Source organism: Flavobacterium sp. OHVDL-2026-0007, from assembly GCF_059882335.1.
Genome location: NZ_CM187612.1, coordinates 1,692,336 through 1,711,829, shown reverse-complemented (window position 1 = coordinate 1,711,829; position 19,494 = coordinate 1,692,336). Strand labels below are relative to the sequence as shown.

The window sequence follows — 19,494 nt, the reverse complement described above, 5'->3', positions numbered from 1 at the left end:
GAATGAAGACTACTGAAAATCTTTTTTGCTTAAGCCTGTAAAAAAAAAAATGAAAATGAGAGTTATTTTTATCTATATGATGCTGTTGGCCTGTTTAGGCCAGAGCAATTTTGCACAACAAAAAAAGGCGCAGAATCCAGTGATTTTTGCCGATGTTCCTGATCTGTCAATTATCCGGGTTAAGGATACCTATTATATGAGCAGCACAACAATGCACATGAATCCAGGGGTTCCCATTATGAAATCTAAAGACTTAGTAAATTGGGAAATCATTAATTATGCCTATGATACGTTGGAGGACAAAGATGAACGACTAAATCTAGATCATGATAAAAATGATTATGGAAGAGGTTCCTGGGCTAGTAGTTTGCGTTATCATAATGGTACTTACTATGTAAGTACTTTTTCTGGAACAACCGGTAAAACCTATATTTTTTCCACAAGAGATATTGAAAAAGGAAGCTGGAAAAGAAATGTTTTAAACCATTCGTACCACGATCACTCGCTTTTGTTTGATGATAATGGCAAGATTTATATGGTTTGGGGAGCAGGAAACCTTCAAATAGTAGAACTAAATGAAGACCTTTCGGCTGTTAAGGAAGAAACAAAAAGAGTTTTAATTGAAAATGCGAGTGCTCCTGCCGGAAGCAATATTATGCTGCAGTCAGAAGGTTCACAGCTTTTTAAAATCAAAGGCAAGTATTATTTATTTAATATAGTCTGGCCAAAAGAGGGAATGCGAACCGTAATTATACACAGAGCTGACAGTATTTCAGGACCTTGGGAAGGGAAAGTGGGCTTGCAGAATTTAGGTGTGGCACAGGGAGGACTTATCGATACACCAGAGGGCAAATGGTTTTCTTATTTATTTAGAGATTCTGGTGGTGTAGGACGAATTCCTTATTTGGTTCCGGTAAAATGGGAAGACGGTTGGCCGATAATAGGGGAAAATGGTAAAGTACCACAATTTCTGGACTTGCCAGCAAGCAAAGGTTTAATTCCTGGAATTGTAAACTCAGATGATTTTAATCGAAAGAAAAAGGATAAAGATTTGCCTTTAGTGTGGCAATGGAATCATAATCCGGATAATGTATTGTGGTCTGTCAAAGAAAGAAAAGGCTATTTAAGATTAAAAACAGCTTCAATAACCAACACGTTAACGCAGGCTAAAAACACATTGACCCAAAGAACTTTTGGACCAGAATGTGCAGGTGCAACCCTGCTGGAAGTCTCTAAAATGAAAGAGGGCGATTTTGCTGGGCTTAGCTTATTACAAAAAGATTTTGGTCTGATAGGGGTAAAAGCTGAGAACGGATCAAAGAGAATTGTCATGATTGAAACGGTAGACGGCAAGTCAAAAGAAATTCAAAGCATTCCTTTCTCTGGTACTAAAGTATATTTTAAAGCGGCATGCAATTTTAAAGACAAAACAGATCTTGGCAGATTCTACTATAGTCTGGATGGAAAAGAATGGATTAGTATGGGTAACATCATAAAGTTACCCTATACACTTCCTCATTTTGTGGGCTACCGATTTGGTCTTTTTAATTACGCAGAGAAAGATTTAGGTGGTTATGTCGATTTTGATTATTTCCACCTTGACAATAAAATGGAAAGACTAAACGAATAGCACAATCTTTAATTCCAAAAAATAACACATGAAGAATATTTATTTATATATTTTAAGTTTAGTATGGTTTTCCAATTTAAACGCCCAACATTATCCCTATAAAGACCCGTCTCTTAGTTCAAAAGAGCGTGCGGAAGATTTAATTTCACGATTAAGCCTTGAAGAGAAAGCAGTATTAATGTGTGATCAAAGTGATGCCATCCCCAGACTTGGAATTAAAAAATTCAATTGGTGGAGTGAAGCCCTTCATGGTTACGCCAATAATGATAATGTTACTGTTTTTCCTGAACCCATAGGTATGGCTGCTTCATTTGACGATCAATTAGTATATAATGTATTTAATGCGGTTTCTGATGAAGCTCGGGCAAAATATAACCAATGGATACAAAACGGTAATGAGAATAAACGATTTTTGAGTCTGTCGGTTTGGACGCCTAACGTCAATATTTTTAGAGATCCTCGTTGGGGACGAGGTCAGGAAACTTATGGCGAAGATCCATATCTGACCTCCAGAATGGGAGTGTCAGTGGTTAAGGGACTACAAGGTCCTACTGATGCTAAATACCGTAAACTTTTAGCTTGTGCCAAACATTTTGCCGTTCATTCAGGTCCCGAATGGAGCAGACATGAATTGAATTTGAATAATATAAACCCGCGGGAATTATACGAAACCTATCTGCCGGCCTTTAAAGCCTTGGTGCAAGATGCTGATGTGCGTCAGGTAATGTGTGCCTATCAGCGTTTAGACGATGAACCTTGCTGTAGCAATACGCGTTTGCTACAGCGTATTTTGCGTGATGAGTGGGGGTATAAATACTTGGTTGTTTCAGATTGCGGAGCTGTTACTGATTTTTATACCACACATAAAGTTTCTTCAGATGCAACTCATGCAGCGTCAAAAGCCGTTTTGGCTGGAACTGATGTAGAATGTGTTTGGGAAAACTATCCTTTTAAAAATTTACCAGAAGCCGTTGAGAAAGATTTAATAAAAGAAGCGGATATTAATAAGAGTCTGCTTCGCGTTTTAATTGGCCGTTTTGATTTAGGTGAAATGGATGATGATGCCATAGTACCATGGGCTCAAATTCCGGCAACTGTTCTAAATAGTAAAGAACACCAGCAGTTAGCGCTTGAAATAGCTCAAAAGTCAATGACGCTTCTACAAAACCAAAACAACATCCTGCCTCTAAATAAAGAAATAAACAAAGTAGCAATCATAGGTCCAAATGCGGATAATGAGCCTATGTTATGGGGGAATTATAATGGAACTCCTGTAAAAACAATTACCATTAAGAGCGGAATAGAATCAAAAATTGCTAAAAACAGTATGGTTTATGATAAAGCCTGTGATTTAGTAGAGGATAAAGTAAACCAAAGTTATTTCGACCAAATTTCGTTTGATGGTAAAAAAGGAATGAAGGCCACCTATTGGAATAATCCAGACAGAGAAGGTAATAGTGTTACCTCAGTGCAAATTACAAATCCCATAAAAATGACAACGGCTGGACAGCATGAGTTTGCTTCAGGAATAAAACTAGAAGGTTTTTCGGCAAAATATGAAGCAGAATTTATGGCCAAAGTACGGGATACTCTTATTTTTAAAACGGGTGTTACAGGAGCTTTTGAATTATTAGTTAATGGAAAATCTATTGTGAAATATACGAATTGGCGAACTGTGCCAAGTAATATTCAATTTCCGGTTGAAGAGGGCAAAAAATATAAAATCGAAATTCTGTATGCCCAGTCAAACAATTGGCAAGCCAATCTTGAATTTGATTTTGGAAAGGAACATGATATAGATTTCGGTGCGTTAATTCAAAAATTAAAAGGCATCGATACCGTGATTTTTGTAGGCGGACTTTCTACTTTGCTTGAAGGAGAGGAAATGCCCGTTTCTTATCCTGGATTTAAAGGAGGTGATCGAACCAATATTGAGCTTCCGGCTGTTCAGAGAAAGTGTTTAAGAGCACTAAAAGATGCAGGAAAGAAAGTGATTTTTGTCAATTGTTCCGGTTCCGCTATAGCTTTAACGCCTGAAACCTCTAGTTGTGATGCTATTTTGCAGGCTTGGTATCCTGGAGAATCTGGAGGGCAAGCTGTTGCTGATGTTCTTTTTGGAGACTATAATCCTTCCGGAAAACTCCCTATTTCATTTTATGAAAACTCAGAGGTATTAGGTGAATTTGAAGATTATTCTATGAAAGGGCGTACATATAGATATACAACAAATGTATTGTTCCCTTTTGGTTTTGGATTGAGTTATTCTAAATTTAATATTGGCTCGGGTAAACTCAGTAAAACGACTATAAAATCGGATGAGAATATTCAAATAAGTATTCCTGTACAAAACGTCAGTAAACGGGAAGGGACAGAGATTGTTCAAGTGTATGTTAGAAAAGTGAGGGATACTGATGGGCCCTTAAAAACGTTGAAAGCTTTTAAACGAATCCATTTAAAAGCGGGTAATAAAGAGTATGCAATCATGGATTTACCGGCCTCTTCATTTGAGTTTTATGATACTAAAACGATGGCAATGAAAGTAACTTCGGGAGAATATGAGGTCTATTATGGTACTAGTTCAGCTGCTAAAGATTTAAAAATGATCAAGCTTTCTATCGAGTAAAATCAAACCTATAAGGTCATATTAATTGCGGATGGTGAACATGAAAAAGCATTATCAACTCAATATGTAATTGTAAATAAAGCAAGTTCTTTTTTGTTCCGATTAGAGATTTCAATCAGCAGAAAAAAAAGGACTCAAGCAAACGCATTGGTTGCCAAATAAGGGAAGGATATAGACCTTGCTCGCCATTGGAGCTTGTAAAAGTTACCCAACCAAAAATAACGAGAAATTATTGGACTTTTTCAAAGGACAGCACCAAAGCAGCCTTTGTTGCGATCATGAACAAGTAAACATTTAAATTGATATAAAAATGACTTTTAAATTGAAATTTATTACGCTAATTTTTTTATTCCTGCTATTGAGTTTTAAAAGTGCCGATACTAGTTATACTTTGCATAAAGATCATCTTTCTATACCTTTAAATGAAGGGACACTGAATATTATTCCAATAACATCAAATGCGATTAGAATTCAAATAAACACAGAAAATATAAAAGAAGAGCTAGAGTTAATTCTGGTAAATAAAGTTGCAGTTCCTGATTTTAAAGTCACAGAAAACAAGGATGAAATTCAATTGAAGACGGCCTCGATGACTGTTGTATTTAATAAAAAAAACAAAGCATTGAAATTTAAAGACAGCAAAGGAAATGTGTTTTTAAGCGAAAAGGCAGACAGCAGAAGAATGTCTTTAAGTAGTGTCGGTGGAAATCCTTGTTTTGAAATAGAGCAAAGTTTTGATTCTCCTGAGGATGAATTTCTTTTTGGATTAGGACAATTTCAAGACGGACATTATAACTTAAAAAACATTAGCCGAAAATTAACTCAGGTTAATACTCAAACAGCAATCCCTTTTTTATATTCAAATAAAGGATATGGAATCCTGTGGCATCAATATGGGATTACAGAATTTAATCCAAACAATAATTTTGTTGCACTCTCTAAAAATGAAAAATCTTTAGAAAATGATAAAGAAGTAGAGGTAACGACTACTTCAGGGACTCAAAAAATGACCCAGAAAGAAGTGTTATACAAAGGAAAATTCCAGGTAGAAAAAGAAGGACAATATTCTATTATGTTAGATTTGGGCGATATGGACAGCCAACATCTTTTAATTATTGATGGTAAAAAGGTAATTGACCAATCCAATTTATGGCTTCCCCCTGCAGTTAGTGCGCTTTTAAATTTAAGTGTTGGAGAGCATTCTGTTCAAATAGTTTGTAATGCTGCAAATACACCTAAATTGTCTTTTAGAAAAACAGATAACGCCACTACTTTTCGTTCCTCGAATGCTAAAGCTTTAGATTATGTCGTTTTTAATGGAAAAGATACTGATGCGGTACTTACTGCGTATCGAACTGTTTCTGGACAAGTGCCTATGTTACCTTTGTGGGCCTATGGCTTTTGGCAGTGCCGTGAGCGTTATACTTCCAGCGCGCATTTAATTAATACCATTAAAGAGTTTCGTAAAAAAGAATTGCCGGTAGATGTTATTGTACAAGATTGGCAGTATTGGGGGGATAATGGCTGGGGAGTGCCTCAATTTGATGAAAATAATTACCCAAATCCAGTGGGTTTTATCCAAGAATTACATGACTTAAAGGCCCATTTTGCTATTTCAATATGGTCAAATCCAGACAAAAATTCTGCGATAGGCAAACAATATGTTGAAAATGGAATGTACATTCCAAATACAAAATGGCTGGATTATTTTAATCCAGAAACAGGAAAAAATTATTGGAACACCTTAAATGATAATTTATTTTCTAGTGGAGTTGACGGTTGGTGGATGGATGCAACGGAACCTGAAAACGATGCCCTTGTCGGCACTGTTACACATCAAGGACCAGGTGATTTTTACCGTCTGACATATCCATTATTTGTGAGTAAATCCGTTTATGAAGGACAACGAAGCACAAATTCTGAAAAGCGTGTGGCTATTTTAACACGTTCGGCATTTGCAGGACAGCAACGATACGGAACAATAAATTGGTCTGGTGACATTGGTGGGACCTGGGATAGTTTTAAAAGACAAATTGTTTCCGGAATGAATTTTACTTTGACAGGAATGCCCTATTGGACAACGGATATTGGTGGCTTTTTTAGACCTGGAAGCGGGCAGTACGCAGATCAAAATTTTCATGAATTGTTGACCAGATGGTTTCAGTGGGGAGCCTTTAGCACCATATTTAGGATGCACGGGTATCAGACAGAAACAGAACCCTGGAAGTATGGTCCGAAAGTGGAAGACAATATGAGAGAAATGTTAAATCTACGGTACACATTACTGCCTTATATATATTCAGAAACGTCAAAAATTAGAGTAGGTTCCACTTTTATGAGACCTCTTGTGATGGATTTTCAAAATGATCAAAATGCAGTACGTCAGCCTTACCAATACATGTTTGGGAAATCGATATTGGTCGCCCCTATTACTAACGCAGGTGTTACAGATTGGACGGTTTATCTGCCAAAAGACTCTAAATGGTATGACTTCTGGAGTGGAAAAAAATTTAAAGGAGGGCAAAATATTGAAGTTGCAGCACCATTAAATAAAATTCCATTGTTTGTAAAAGCAGGTGCGATACTTCCTATTGGTCCTAAAGTACAATATACAAGTGAAAAAAAATGGGATGAGCTCGAAATAAGAGTTTACGAAGGAGCTGATGGCGAATTTACTCTTTATGAAGATGAAGGAGATAATTACAATTATGAAAAGGATGCGTATTCTTTAATTAGTTTGGAATGGAAGAATGCTAAAAAGCAATTAATAATTAATGACATAAAAGGTTCATTTAAAGGAATGTTGAAAGAAAGGAAATTTAGGATTATTTTAATTACCTCAAATTCACAAACGAAACCGTTACTGGTTACTTATTTAGGAAAAAAAGAAGTTTTTAAATTATGAGAAAATTATATCTATTACTATTGGCAATATCTTCGATTGGTATGGCTGGGTATGCCCAATCTTATCAAAAAACAGCATTAGGTCTCAAAGCAGTTGTGAACGCCACTACAGTTGAAATTCAGTTTTACAGTCCGGAAATAGTCCGAATTATAAAATATCCTGAAAAAGATACTTTTAAAAAAAAGAGTTTGTCTGTAATTAAAGCACCCCAAAAGACAAAATTTAGTATAGATAAAAAAGAAGGTACGGTTCTACTGAAAAGTAAGGGATTACAAGTTTTTTTGAATTTGAATTCCGGTAGTGTATCCTTTAAAACACCAAGTGGTGAACCGTTATTAAATGAAAAAGAAGCAGGTGCAGTTTTTACTGATTTTGATGATACAGGCAGTAAAACCTATGCTATAACGCAGTCGTTTGTTCTGGATAAAAAAGAGTCTGTTTATGGATTAGGAATTCTTCAAAACGGAAAAATGTCTCAGCGAAATCAAAAAATACATATGGTACAGAACAACACTTGGGATTTTGTGCCTTTTTTTCAATCTGATAAAGGATATGGATTGTTTTGGGATAATTATTCGCCAACAGATTTTAGCGATAACTCTGAAGAGACTTATTTTAAATCAGAAGTGGCAGATGGTATAGATTATTATTTTATGAAGGGTATTAAGGCGGATGGTGTCATTGCGCAAATGCGTGATCTGACAGGTCAAGTGCCGATGTTTCCTAAATGGACTTTTGGTTTCTGGCAAAGTAAAGAGCGCTATAAAAGTCAAAATGAAACTGTTGGAGTAGTCAAGAAATACCGCGATTTAGGTGTTCCGTTAGACGGTATAATTCAGGATTGGCAATACTGGGGCGATAATTATCATTGGAACGGAATGCGTTTTTTAAATCCTGAATTTTCAAATCCGCAACAAATGGTGGATGATATTCATGCTCTAAATGCCCACCTGCTGATTTCTATCTGGTCTTCTTTTGGTCCGAAAACGCCACAATTCCAGGAAATGAAAGATAAAAATATGTTGATGGATTTCCAAACCTGGCCGCAATCTGGAAAAGAAACTTGGCCGCCTGATATGAATTTTCCTTCAGGTGTACAAGTCTATGATGCTTACAATCCTGAAGCAAGAGAAATTTACTGGAAATACTTAAACAAAGGATTGTTTTCTTTAGGAATTGACGGCTGGTGGATGGATTCTACTGAACCCGATCATTTAGATTTTAAGCCTAAAGATTTTGACAATAAAACATTTTTGGGTTCCTTTAGAAAAGTTAGAAATGCTTATCCATTGATGACCGTGGGCGGGGTTTATGATCATCAACGTGAGTTTTCATCTGCCAAAAGGGTTTTTGTCTTAACGCGTTCAGCATTCGCAGGACAGCAGCGTTATGGAGCAAATACCTGGTCTGGTGATATTAATTCTTCTTGGGAAACCTTTCGCAATCAAATTCCAGCAGGATTAAATTTCTCCCTCTGCGGAATCCCATACTGGAATACAGATATTGGTGGTTTTTTTGCAGGAGCCTACAATAGAAGTTCAAATGATGGATCTGGGGCAAACAACAAGTCGTATCAAGAGTTGTACGTACGCTGGTTACAATTCGGAGCTTTTACACCCATGATGCGTTCACATGGTACCGATATTCCAAGGGAGATATATCAGTTTGGAAAAAAAGGAGAACCAATTTACGATGCCATCGAAAAGGCAATCAACCTGCGTTATGCCTTACTACCTTATATTTATTCTAATGCGTGGAAAATCACAAAGGAGCAATCCAGTATGATGCGCGCTTTAGCAATGGACTTTAATGATGAGAAGGTCAAAGATATGAATAATCAATATTTATTTGGTGAATCAATATTAGTGGCACCTGTTGTTAATGCGCAATATACTCCTGAAACAATTGTAAAAACCAATGAAGATACAGGATGGAATAAAAAAGAGATAAGTGACAATACCAATAGTCTTGTGGTTGACTTTAATCAGAAAAAGACAAAAAAAGTCTATTTACCTGCTGGTACTCTATGGTATGACTTCTGGACCAATAAGCAATATACAGGTGGTCAGGAAATTGATCAGGAAACGAAAATAGATGAAATTCCTTTATATATTAAGGCTGGTAGTATTATTGCTTTTGGGCCTAAAGTTCAATATGTAAATGAAAAGAAATGGGATGACCTTGAAATTAGAATCTACGAAGGAGCTGAGGGTGAATTTATTCTTTATGAAGACGAAGGAGATAATTATAATTATGAAAAGGGTCACTATTCCACCATTACATTTAAGTGGAATGATACCAAGAAAATATTAACGATAGACAGGCAGAAAGGAACATATAAAGATATGCTGACTAAACGCAAATTTAAAATCGTAAAGGCAACTGTAAACACAGGAACTGGAGACAAAAGGGAAGTTAATTTTGATGGTATAATCAATTATGAAGGACAAAAAATTTCAATTAAACTATAAGATGAGAAATAAAATAAAATTTTCAGCCTCGATCGGGTTACTGATGTTAATCATTTTCAATGGGAATGCTCAAAATGAAATTAAACAGCGGCCCATTATTCAAACCAAGTACACCGCAGATCCTGCTCCAATGGTATATAAGGATACCGTTTTTTTATATACTTCTCATGATGAAGACGATGCAGAAGGTTTTAAAATGATTAACTGGCTACTGTATACTTCAACAGATATGGTAAATTGGACCGAGCATGGTGTAGTCGCCTCTTTAAAAGATTTTGATTGGGTAAAACATGATAATGGTGCCTGGGCTGTGCAATGTATTGAGAGGAATGGTAAATTTTATCTTTATAGCCCAATGCACGGAAAGGGAATAGGTGTATTAGTTAGTGATAGTCCTTACGGACCCTTTAAAGATCCATTAGGAAAACGTTTAATTGAAACGGATCATTTATGGAACGATATTGATCCGAATCCTTTTATTGACGATGACGGTCAAGCTTATTTATTTTGGGGAAATCCTGATTTATATTACGTAAAATTAAATCCTGATATGATATCTTATTCAGGTGAAGTGATAAAAGAGCCAACAAAGCCATTAAATTATCAAGAAGGTCCTTGGGTTTATAAACACAAGGAGCATTATTATTTGTCTTATGCGTCAACTTGCTGTCCAGAGGGTATAGGATATGCGATGAGTAAGGCTCCAACAGGTCCGTGGGAATATAAAGGAATGATAGTTGAAGCAAGTGATAAAACCAGAGGGAACCATCCAGGAATTATTGATTATAAAGGTAAGTCGTACTGTTTTGGACATAGTTACGATATTCTAAAAAGAGAAACGTCTACATTTTACGAAAGACGCTCTGTTGATCTGGACGAAATTGTTTATAAAGAGGATGGAACAATCAACACATTGTCCTATTGGTCTGTCGATGGCCCTAATCCCGTTGGTACAATCAATCCGTTTAAACGAGTGGAAGCTGAAACGATGGCTTGGAGTGAAGGTGTAAAGTCGGATCAAAATGAGGATAGAGGAGTGTTTGTAACTAAAATAGACCATGACGACTTTATTGAAGTAAAGGCAGTGGATTTTAGTAAAAGCGCCAAAAAGTTTCAGGTAGAGGCTTCCTCTGCCAAGGGAGGTCAAATAGAGATCCGATTAGATGAAAAAGATGGGCTTCTTTTAGGTACTTGCGATGTGAAAAACACGGGAGATTTAAAGAACTGGAAAACCTTCGAAGCTAAAATAAAAAAGGTAACAGGAGTACATAATGTTTTTTTTGTTTTTAAAGGAAGTGGAGCATCACTCTTTAATTTAGATTGGTGGATTTTTAAATAATAATTTTAAAAGAAAAGAAAAAAACAATGAACTCGTATGTTAAAACGCAAGCAGGAGTGTTTTGAGTATGCGTACAATCCCGTAAAAAAACAAAGAATAAAATTTTAACTAATTAACCAATAGCTTGTTATGAATATTAAATATGTTATATGTTTGTGTTTGGTAAGTCTTTTTAACCTACATGCACAATCAGTTGTAAAAAGCCCAGATGGAAAACTTAAAGTTTCCATGTTTATTCTCGATAATGGAACGCCTGCTTACAGCGTTGTGTTTAATGAAAAGACTTTTATAGAAAAATCTCCGCTTGGATTGAAAACCAATGTCGCGGATTTTAGTGCAGGACTGATACTAAAACCTGATGTAGTTGAAAGTCAAATTAACCAGAACTATCAGCTGTCGAATATTAAACAAAGTAATGTACATTATCAGGCAAACGAAGCTATATTTTCTTTTAGTAAAGATAATAAAGCCGCAATTGATGTGGTATTTAGAGTAAGTAATAATAATGTAGCTTTTAAATATAAAGTGTATCCGCAAAATGATGCTCTTTCCTGCGTAGTGCAGGAAGAAGTGTCCAGTTTTGTTCTCCCGGTAGGAACAACGACGTTTCTTTGTCCGCAAAGTAAAGCAATGACAGGCTTTGCCAGAACTGGTCCAAGTTATGAGACAAGTTATACTTTAGATGGAGAAATGGGTAAAAACGGAATAGGTGAAGGGTATACCTTTCCAAGTCTTTTTAAAGTAAATAATTCGGGATGGGTTTTAATCTCCGAAACAGGTGTAGACAGTAATTATTGCGCCAGCAGGTTAATTGGCCATGATAATGGGTTATATACGATCGGATTTCCAATGGCAGGAGAAAATAATGGAAATGGTACCACAGCACCTGGTATACCGCTTATGGGTGAAACGCCTTGGCGCACGATTACAGTAGGAGAAAATTTGGCTCCTATCGTTGAAACGACTATTGCCTTTGATTTGGTTAAATCAAAATATGAAGCCTCAAAAGAATACCAATATACCAAAGGTTCTTGGAGTTGGATCATGAAAATGGATAGTAACACGACTTTTTCAGTTCAAAAACAATACATCGATTTTAGTGCTGAAATGGGATACGAGACCGTTTTAATTGATGCACTTTGGGATACACAGATAGGCAAAAATAAAATTGCCGAATTAGCTCAATACGGCGCAGGAAAAGGTGTTGGTTTGTATTTATGGTACAACTCTAATGGGTTTTGGAATGACGCGCCTCAAGGACCACGAGGAAAGATGGACAATTCAATAGTGCGTCGTCAGGAAATGGCATGGATGAAAAGCATTGGCGTAAAAGGAATTAAGGTGGATTTTTTTGGAGGTGACAAACAAGTAACCATGAAGCTGTATGAAGACATCTTGACAGATGCAAATGATTTTGGCATAATGGTTATTTTTCATGGTTGTACATTGCCAAGAGGATGGGAGCGTATGTATCCTAATTTTGCAGCTAGTGAGGCTGTTTTAGCAAGTGAAAATCTGCATTTTGGGCAAGGAAGCTGTGACCATGAAGCTGTAAATGCTTCAATACATACCTTTATTAGAAACACAGTGGGAAGTATGGATTTTGGAGGAAGTGCCCTGAATAAATTTTATAACAGTGATAATACGCCTAATAAAGGTTCAAAACGAATCACTTCTGATGTATTTGCCTTAGCGACGGCAGTCCTTTTTCAAAGCGGCGTACAGCACTTTGCATTGGCACCAAACAACCTAACCGATGCACCTCTGTGGGCTATAGATTTTATGAAAGAAGTACCCACAACATGGGATGAGGTCCGTTTTCTAGAAGGGTATCCGGGTAAATATGTACTTTTAGCTCGTCGAAAGGGAACCCAATGGTATATTGCAGGTGTTAATGGTGAAAAGAAAACACTTAATGTAAAAGTAAAATTAGATATGCTGGCTGCTGGTACGGCATTAAGGCGCTATACTGATGACGATCAACTCAACGGAAAAGTCGAGTTAATAAAAATAAACAAAGACCAGAAAGTTGAAATAAAAATACCTAACAATGGTGGAATACTCTTCACGAATTAAGGAAGTAGAATCCCATGGCATTATTCTAAATAGACTATAATTCTGATATGGTTTTGAAAAAGCTGGCTCAAAATGGAGAGGTCACTTAAAAACATGTTTTGATTAAGGTCGTTTTTTGGACAGTAAAAAAACGCTTATGACTGATTTAAAGATCGGTTGTAAGCGTTTTTATTTTATAAGTAGTTTTTTAGGGTAGGATCTATTTGTTGGTTTTAATTACTTTGTCGAAGTTTAAGGACTTGGGATTCGTCTCCTTACTAAAGCCGCAGTAGTAATGGCTTTTCCATGCCTCTAAAGGTCTTTAACCGTACGACCATTATTTATAATGTCCTTTTTAAGAGCGCCTCATAGAAAAGGAATAATCAAGCCTATCATTGATTCTCCTGAGTATACTATCCTTGGGAACAATTAAACCATACAAGGAAGGTAGTAAACTACATTTTTTGTTGCAAACTACGATTTAAAAAGACTTATGATTGTAATTAAAGATTAAAGTAAAAAGGAATAAAATCACGCTACTGCCTTTTAAACAATAATTCTTAAAAACAACTTTTTCAGTAGCCATCAAATTTGAACCCACTTTTTTAAATAAAGGCAGATCACAGTGCTGTCTAAAGCTTTGCAGATAAAAAAAGAGGCTCATTTCAGTGTTAGAAATCTAGAAGTCAATGGGATAAAAAACAAACTTAATATTTATCACAAACGGTTGCTTTTTTTTAAGGTTTCAAATGATTTTAACCGAAGTAAAACCCATGCTAAAGGTATTTTATCTTGATAATCAGTTGTTTTAGAGACTTATTTGTAGTTTTAGTCCTATAAAAACATAACAAATTAATAATAAGTGTAAAATATACAATTGTTATTATTTGCCCTGATATTTTAAATAAGCAACATCGTTTGTATGTAAAATACCTATTAATTTATCATATCATCATATATTTATCTAAATAAATACATAATATGTTTTTATTTGTGTGTTTTTTTTCTGTTTTGTCAGTAAAAAATTAAACAAGCGGTTGTGTATTTTGTTTTTTTATATACATTTGTTAACATAAAATTCACATTTCACTCAAATGGGCGACATCATAATAAAGGATTAAGCGAGAAGAAAAGTGGAAGGAATTGTAAAAATGGTATTAACGATTTTTTTTTTTAAACAGAAAATAGAATGATTCACAATTCCACATGAAAACTACAGAGATCATAAGTACATCTTGTTTTTTATCAAGTACTCTTCTTGATTTTTAAGATTACACTGCTTATCAATTGAAGCAAAAAATAAATAAATAATTAGTTCAAACATCTTAATTAATATGAGAATAAAATTATGTAAAATTTTTAATGACGTAAAATATCTGTCGGTGGGAGTTTTGGTTCCGCTTTTGTTTACAGGAGGATTACAGGCTGCTGAGAAAAAAGAGATAAATTTTTTAAATAGGTCAGTAATTCAAATTAATCAAGAAATTATTATAACAGGACGTGTTACTTCTGCCAATGACCATTTAGGAATTCCAGGAGTAAATGTAATGGTAAAAGGAGCGCCACACGGAGTTGCGGTTACGGATATAGATGGTAAATATGTGCTTAAGGTTTCCTCTCCTAATGCTGTTTTGGTTTTTACCAGTGTAGGTTTTAAAACACTAGAGCTCCCTGTAGGAGGGAGTTCAGAAATTAACGCAGTACTGAATCAAGATCAGACAGATCTTGGAGAAGTTATTGTCGTGGGATATGGAAAGCAAAAGAAAGCCAGTTTAGTTGCTTCAATATCGCAGGTGTCAGGTAAAACTTTAGAACGTGCTGGTGGTGTAAATAGTATTGGAGCAGCCTTAACAGGTAATGTGCCAGGTCTAATCACTTCTGCAAGTACAGGTATGCCAGGTGAGGAGGATCCTCAGCTTTTTATTCGTGGAGCAAGTACGTGGAATAATGCGCAGCCTCTTATTTTGGTAGATGGTGTGGAGCGATCCATGAATAGTGTGGAGATTACTTCTGTAGAAAGTGTTTCGGTTTTAAAAGATGCATCTGCTACTGCGGTATATGGAGTTAGAGGAGCCAATGGAGTTATCCTTATAACGACAAAACGTGGACGTTCTGGAGCCGCTTTGATTAGAACTACTTTTAATACGACTATTAAAGTTCCTTCAGCATTGCCTGAAAAATTAGATGCATATGATGCTCTTATGGTTAAAAACAGAGCAATCGAAAACGAATTAGCTTTAAGTCCAGCAAGTTGGAATGATTATTTACCCCAAGCAATAATTGATAAATATAGATTTCCTGCAAATACTGCAGAGGCAGAACGTTATCCTAATGTAGATTGGCAAAAAACGTTGTTTAAAGATTATGCTATCTCTTATAATGCCAGCTTAAATGTGAGCGGAGGAACTAAGTTTGTTAAGTATTTTGCTAGTGCAGATTTTATGAGTGAGGGAGACCTTTTTCAAAAATATAGTAATAACAGAGGTTATGATGCAGGGTATGGTTACAATCGTCTAAATGTGAGAAGTAATTTAGATTTTCAAATCACGCCTAGTACCGTTTTTAAAGTAGGACTTGCCGGTTCGCATGGCGTTAAAAAAAGTCCTTGGGGAGCTTCAGGAAGCGAGTATCCTATGTGGGATGCAGCCTATTCAACTGCTCCTGATGTTTTTCTTCCTTTCTACGAGGATGGTTCTTGGGGATATTATGCTCCCAATCAAGGAAAAGCATCTAATTCCGTGTTGAATTTAGCCATAAGTGGTGTGCAATATGTTACCAATACAAAGTTAAACACCGATTTTACTCTCGAACAGAATTTAGACGGGATCGCTAAGGGATTAAGCTTTAAAGGAATGATTGCACTTGATAATACTTTCGTTGAAAACAACAGAGGTATTAGCGATTTGTACAATGATGTACAGCAGAAATGGATCGATCCCACTACAGGATTGGTTCTTTATAAAAACAGTTTCGATTTTAATAACAGATTTGATTTTCAGGAAGGGATAAAGTGGTCGCCGAGTGCGGGTACTGTTGATAATAGGGTTTCAGCCCGAAACCTTTTTTATCAATTACAATTAAATTATCATACAAAAATTGCTGAAAAGCATGACATAGGAGTTTTGGGGCTTTTCAACAGAAATCAGACTGCTACTGGAAGTGAAATCCCTCATTATAGAGAAGATTGGGTGTTCCGTACCACCTATAATTATGCAGATAAGTATTTTATTGAATATAATGGTGCTTACAACGGATCTGAAAAATTTAGTAAAGAAAACCGTTTTGCTTTTTTCTCCTCGGGAGGTGTCAGCTGGATTATTTCTAAAGAAAATTTCATGAAAGGAACAGCATCATTTCTTGATTTACTAAAAATTCGCGCAACTTATGGAGAAATTGGAGATGATAATGTTAATGGTAGATGGCTTTATATGACCCAATGGGCATATGGGGGTAAAGCACTCCTAGGAACTACCGGAGAAACCGCAGAAGCAAGTCCTTACACTTGGTACAAAGAAGGTTCAGTAGGTAATCCTGATGTGCATTGGGAAAAAGCAAAAAAGAGCGACTTTGGAGTTGACTTTGGTTTTTTTAAAGGATTGGTTTCAGGAACTTTTGATCTTTATAGTGAAGACAGAAGTGATATTTTGCTAGACGGTCTTAGAAGAGCAATACCTTCCTACTATGGTGCAGTTGCTCCCGTTGCCAATCTTGGAAGGGTCCAGAACAGAGGGTATGAGCTTGAACTTAAGTTTAATTATACTTTAGGGAATGGCTTGAATCTATGGTTAAATACGAGTTTTACCCATACTAAGAACAAAATTATAAGTGCTGACAATCCTGAATTACTACCAGATTATCAAAAAGGGGAAGGAAAAGCAATTGGACAAAGCTATTCCTATGTTAGCCACGGTTATTACAATACTTGGGATGAGTTATACGCCAGTACAATTCAAAGCACAAATGATGGGCAAAAATTGCCAGGTAATTATAATATACTAGACTACAATGCAGATGGTGTAATAGATGCTAAAGATAATATTCCTTTCGGCTATTCTGGAACGCCGCAAAACACATACAATTCGACTTTTGGTATCAACTGGAAAGGTTTTAGTGCCTTTGTACAGTTTTATGGTGTAAGTAATGTGACCAGACAAGTAGTCTTAACTAGTTTATCCGAGCAAAACCATGTCGTTTATGATCAAGGATCTTTTTGGTCTTCAGGCAATACAAATGCGGACTCTCCAATGCCCCGCTGGCTCTCTACCGCAAGTGGGTACAATAGTGGAAGCAGGTATATGTATGACGGCTCTTACCTACGTTTAAAGAACGCTGAAATAGCCTATACATTTGATGGAAAATCAAAATGGATAAAAGGGGCCGGTCTCCAAAGTCTGCGCGTATATGTTAATGGAAATAATTTGTTTTTATGGTCAAAAATGCCAGATGACAGAGAGTCAAATTTTGCCGGAACTGGCTGGGCATCACAAGGTGCATATCCGACGGTAAAGCGATTTAATCTAGGAGCTAATATTATATTTTAAACCTACAACTATGAAAAAATATATTAAAACTATAGCAAAGTACAGTATTGCTTTAAGCTTGCTTTTTATTGCGGGAGGATGCGAGGATTATCTTGAAAAATCATCCGATTCTGATATTGCGTCAGATGAAGCATTTAAAAATTTTGAAAATTTTCAAGGATTTACAGAAGAATTATACCAATCTATTCCTGATTTTACCAATGGCTACTGGACAAATTCTTGGAATTGGGGTGAAGATGAAATTCAGTCAACAGCACGTGATTTTCATTTTGTATGTAAAATTGATAAAGGAGATTTTTGGGGATGGCAGTCCGAATTTGACGGATGGCAGGCAGGATGGATGAACAGAAGAACTGTAAGTACGAATAATGATCGTATGAATAAAGATTTATGGACATTAGGCTGGGCAGGGATTCGTAAAGCAAATATTGGGCTTGCCAATATTGATAAAATGACGGAGTACACGGCAGAAGAAAAGAGAATGATAAAAGGACAGCTTTTATTTTTTAGAGGATGGTTTCATTTCGAGTTCATGCAGTATTTTGGAGGACTCCCTTATATTGATCAGGTGCTTCCAAGTGATCAGCCATTAAAACTACCACGACTTACTTATCAACAATGTGCAGATAAAGCAGCTAGCGATTTTAGAGAAGCGGCGGATTTATTACCAATTAACTGGGATGATACTGATATAGGAAAGAGAACTTTAGGGAAAAATGAGCTTCGTATTAATAAAATAATGGCTTTAGGTTATTTAGGAAAAAATTATCTATGGGCAGGAAGTCCATTGATGAATAAAGTATCGATAGGAACAGCGGGTTATAATGCTGAATATTGTAAAAAAGCAGCAAAAGCTTTTGCAGAATTATTGACCATTACTGAAAGTGGTGCGTCTCAGTATAAATTGGTTCCCTTTAATAAATACAGCGATAATTTTTATACAACAGGTGGTAACTGGAAAATGCCCGGGGCTACAGAAGCTATATTTAGAGGTCCTTATTTTGGAGCAAATGGATCGAACTGGGGAACGTCGAAACAGTATCAGCCCGCACCTCAAATATGTGATGGTGATGTGAAGTTCTTGCCGACATCTAACTATGTTAATAATTATGGAATGGCTAACGGGATGCCAATTAAGGATATTACCAAAGCAGATCCCGATTCAGGATATGACCCACAGTATCCTTGGAAAGGACGAGATCCACGTTTTTATAATGACATTGTATATGATGGTGTAAAATGTGTTACTGGATCTATGCCAGCTAATGAAGAACAAAATCGATATGCAAATCTTTATACCAGCGGTAGTTATAGAAATATAAGTTCGGGCAGCAGAACAGGTTATTTACTTTATAAGTTCATTCCTAGAACGGCAAATAAATTTGATGATGGATTTGGTTATGGCAACAATCTTAATATTCACCTTCCGTGGATGCGTTTGTCAGATATTTACGTAATGTATGCTGAAGCGGCAGCTCAAGGTTATGGGGCTGCAACAGGCAAGGATCCACAGTTTTCAAAAACAGCTGTTGATGCTATAAATGTTATTCGAGACCGAGCCGGAGTTGGTCATGTAGCAGCACTGTATATGGCAGGACTAGATTCATTTATGGATGAGGTTAGACGTGAACGTGCAGTTGAATTAAGCTTTGAAGGCCATCGTTTTAATGACTTACGTCGTTGGTTACTTTTAATTGAAAGTCCCTATACGTTGAAAAAATCAGTTGAATTTGATCGTACTGGTACATTTGACACTAATAATCCGAGTCAGAATAAAGTGCTTAATATTCGCGAAGTTGTAATATTAGAACGAAAATTTTCTGAGAAGCACTACTGGCTGCCCTTAAAGAATGCAGATGTGAATATGTACTTAGAATTTGGACAAAATCCAGGATGGTAATTGATAGATTATTTTAATAAATTAAAAATA

Annotated in this window: 8 protein-coding genes; all 8 read left to right on the top strand. The window is 36.1% G+C overall.

Features of this window, described 5'->3' with window-relative positions:
- The first annotated feature begins 55 nt into the window (after positions 1-55).
- The gene (locus AC51AA_RS06455; RefSeq protein WP_500704910.1) at positions 56-1,630 is read left to right on the top strand and encodes a glycoside hydrolase family 43 protein; all 1,575 of its coding nucleotides are present in this window, start codon (positions 56-58) and stop codon (positions 1,628-1,630) included.
- A 28-nt stretch (positions 1,631-1,658) separates the two neighbouring features.
- On the top strand, positions 1,659-4,253 hold the full coding sequence (gene xyl3A / locus AC51AA_RS06450) for a xylan 1,4-beta-xylosidase (RefSeq protein WP_500704909.1): 2,595 nt from the start codon (positions 1,659-1,661) through the stop codon (positions 4,251-4,253).
- Positions 4,254-4,563: 310 nt separating this feature from the next.
- Positions 4,564-7,158, top strand: a complete 2,595-nt coding sequence (locus AC51AA_RS06445; RefSeq protein ID WP_500704908.1) for a glycoside hydrolase family 31 protein — start codon at positions 4,564-4,566, stop codon at positions 7,156-7,158.
- Entirely contained in the window at positions 7,155-9,629 is a 2,475-nt protein-coding gene (locus AC51AA_RS06440) for a glycoside hydrolase family 31 protein (protein ID WP_500704907.1), read from the top strand. Before AC51AA_RS06445 ends, AC51AA_RS06440 begins: the two co-directional genes overlap by 4 nt.
- Position 9,630: 1 nt before the next feature.
- Positions 9,631-10,968: a glycoside hydrolase family 43 protein gene (locus AC51AA_RS06435; protein WP_500704906.1), complete on the top strand. Its 1,338-nt coding sequence runs from the start codon at positions 9,631-9,633 to the stop codon at positions 10,966-10,968.
- Between the two features lie 129 nt (positions 10,969-11,097).
- The gene (locus tag AC51AA_RS06430; RefSeq protein WP_500704905.1) at positions 11,098-13,044 is read left to right on the top strand and encodes a glycoside hydrolase family 97 protein; all 1,947 of its coding nucleotides are present in this window, start codon (positions 11,098-11,100) and stop codon (positions 13,042-13,044) included.
- 1,313 nt (positions 13,045-14,357) lie between these two features.
- Complete coding sequence (locus AC51AA_RS06425; protein WP_500704904.1) at positions 14,358-17,564, top strand: SusC/RagA family TonB-linked outer membrane protein; 3,207 nt, start codon at positions 14,358-14,360, stop codon at positions 17,562-17,564.
- Positions 17,565-17,574: 10 nt separating this feature from the next.
- Positions 17,575-19,464, top strand: coding sequence for a RagB/SusD family nutrient uptake outer membrane protein (locus tag AC51AA_RS06420; protein ID WP_500704903.1), 1,890 nt, complete (start codon positions 17,575-17,577; stop codon positions 19,462-19,464).
- Positions 19,465-19,494 lie beyond the last annotated feature (30 nt).

Coding starts and splice junctions, on each gene's coding strand:
- AC51AA_RS06435 (WP_500704906.1), top strand. CDS start 9,631: ATGAGAAATAAAATAAAATTTTCAGCCTCGATCGGGTTACTGATGTTA.
- AC51AA_RS06455 (WP_500704910.1), top strand. CDS start 56: ATGAGAGTTATTTTTATCTATATGATGCTGTTGGCCTGTTTAGGCCAG.
- AC51AA_RS06445 (WP_500704908.1), top strand. CDS start 4,564: ATGACTTTTAAATTGAAATTTATTACGCTAATTTTTTTATTCCTGCTA.
- AC51AA_RS06430 (WP_500704905.1), top strand. CDS start 11,098: ATGAATATTAAATATGTTATATGTTTGTGTTTGGTAAGTCTTTTTAAC.
- AC51AA_RS06420 (WP_500704903.1), top strand. CDS start 17,575: ATGAAAAAATATATTAAAACTATAGCAAAGTACAGTATTGCTTTAAGC.
- AC51AA_RS06440 (WP_500704907.1), top strand. CDS start 7,155: ATGAGAAAATTATATCTATTACTATTGGCAATATCTTCGATTGGTATG.
- AC51AA_RS06425 (WP_500704904.1), top strand. CDS start 14,358: ATGAGAATAAAATTATGTAAAATTTTTAATGACGTAAAATATCTGTCG.
- xyl3A (WP_500704909.1), top strand. CDS start 1,659: ATGAAGAATATTTATTTATATATTTTAAGTTTAGTATGGTTTTCCAAT.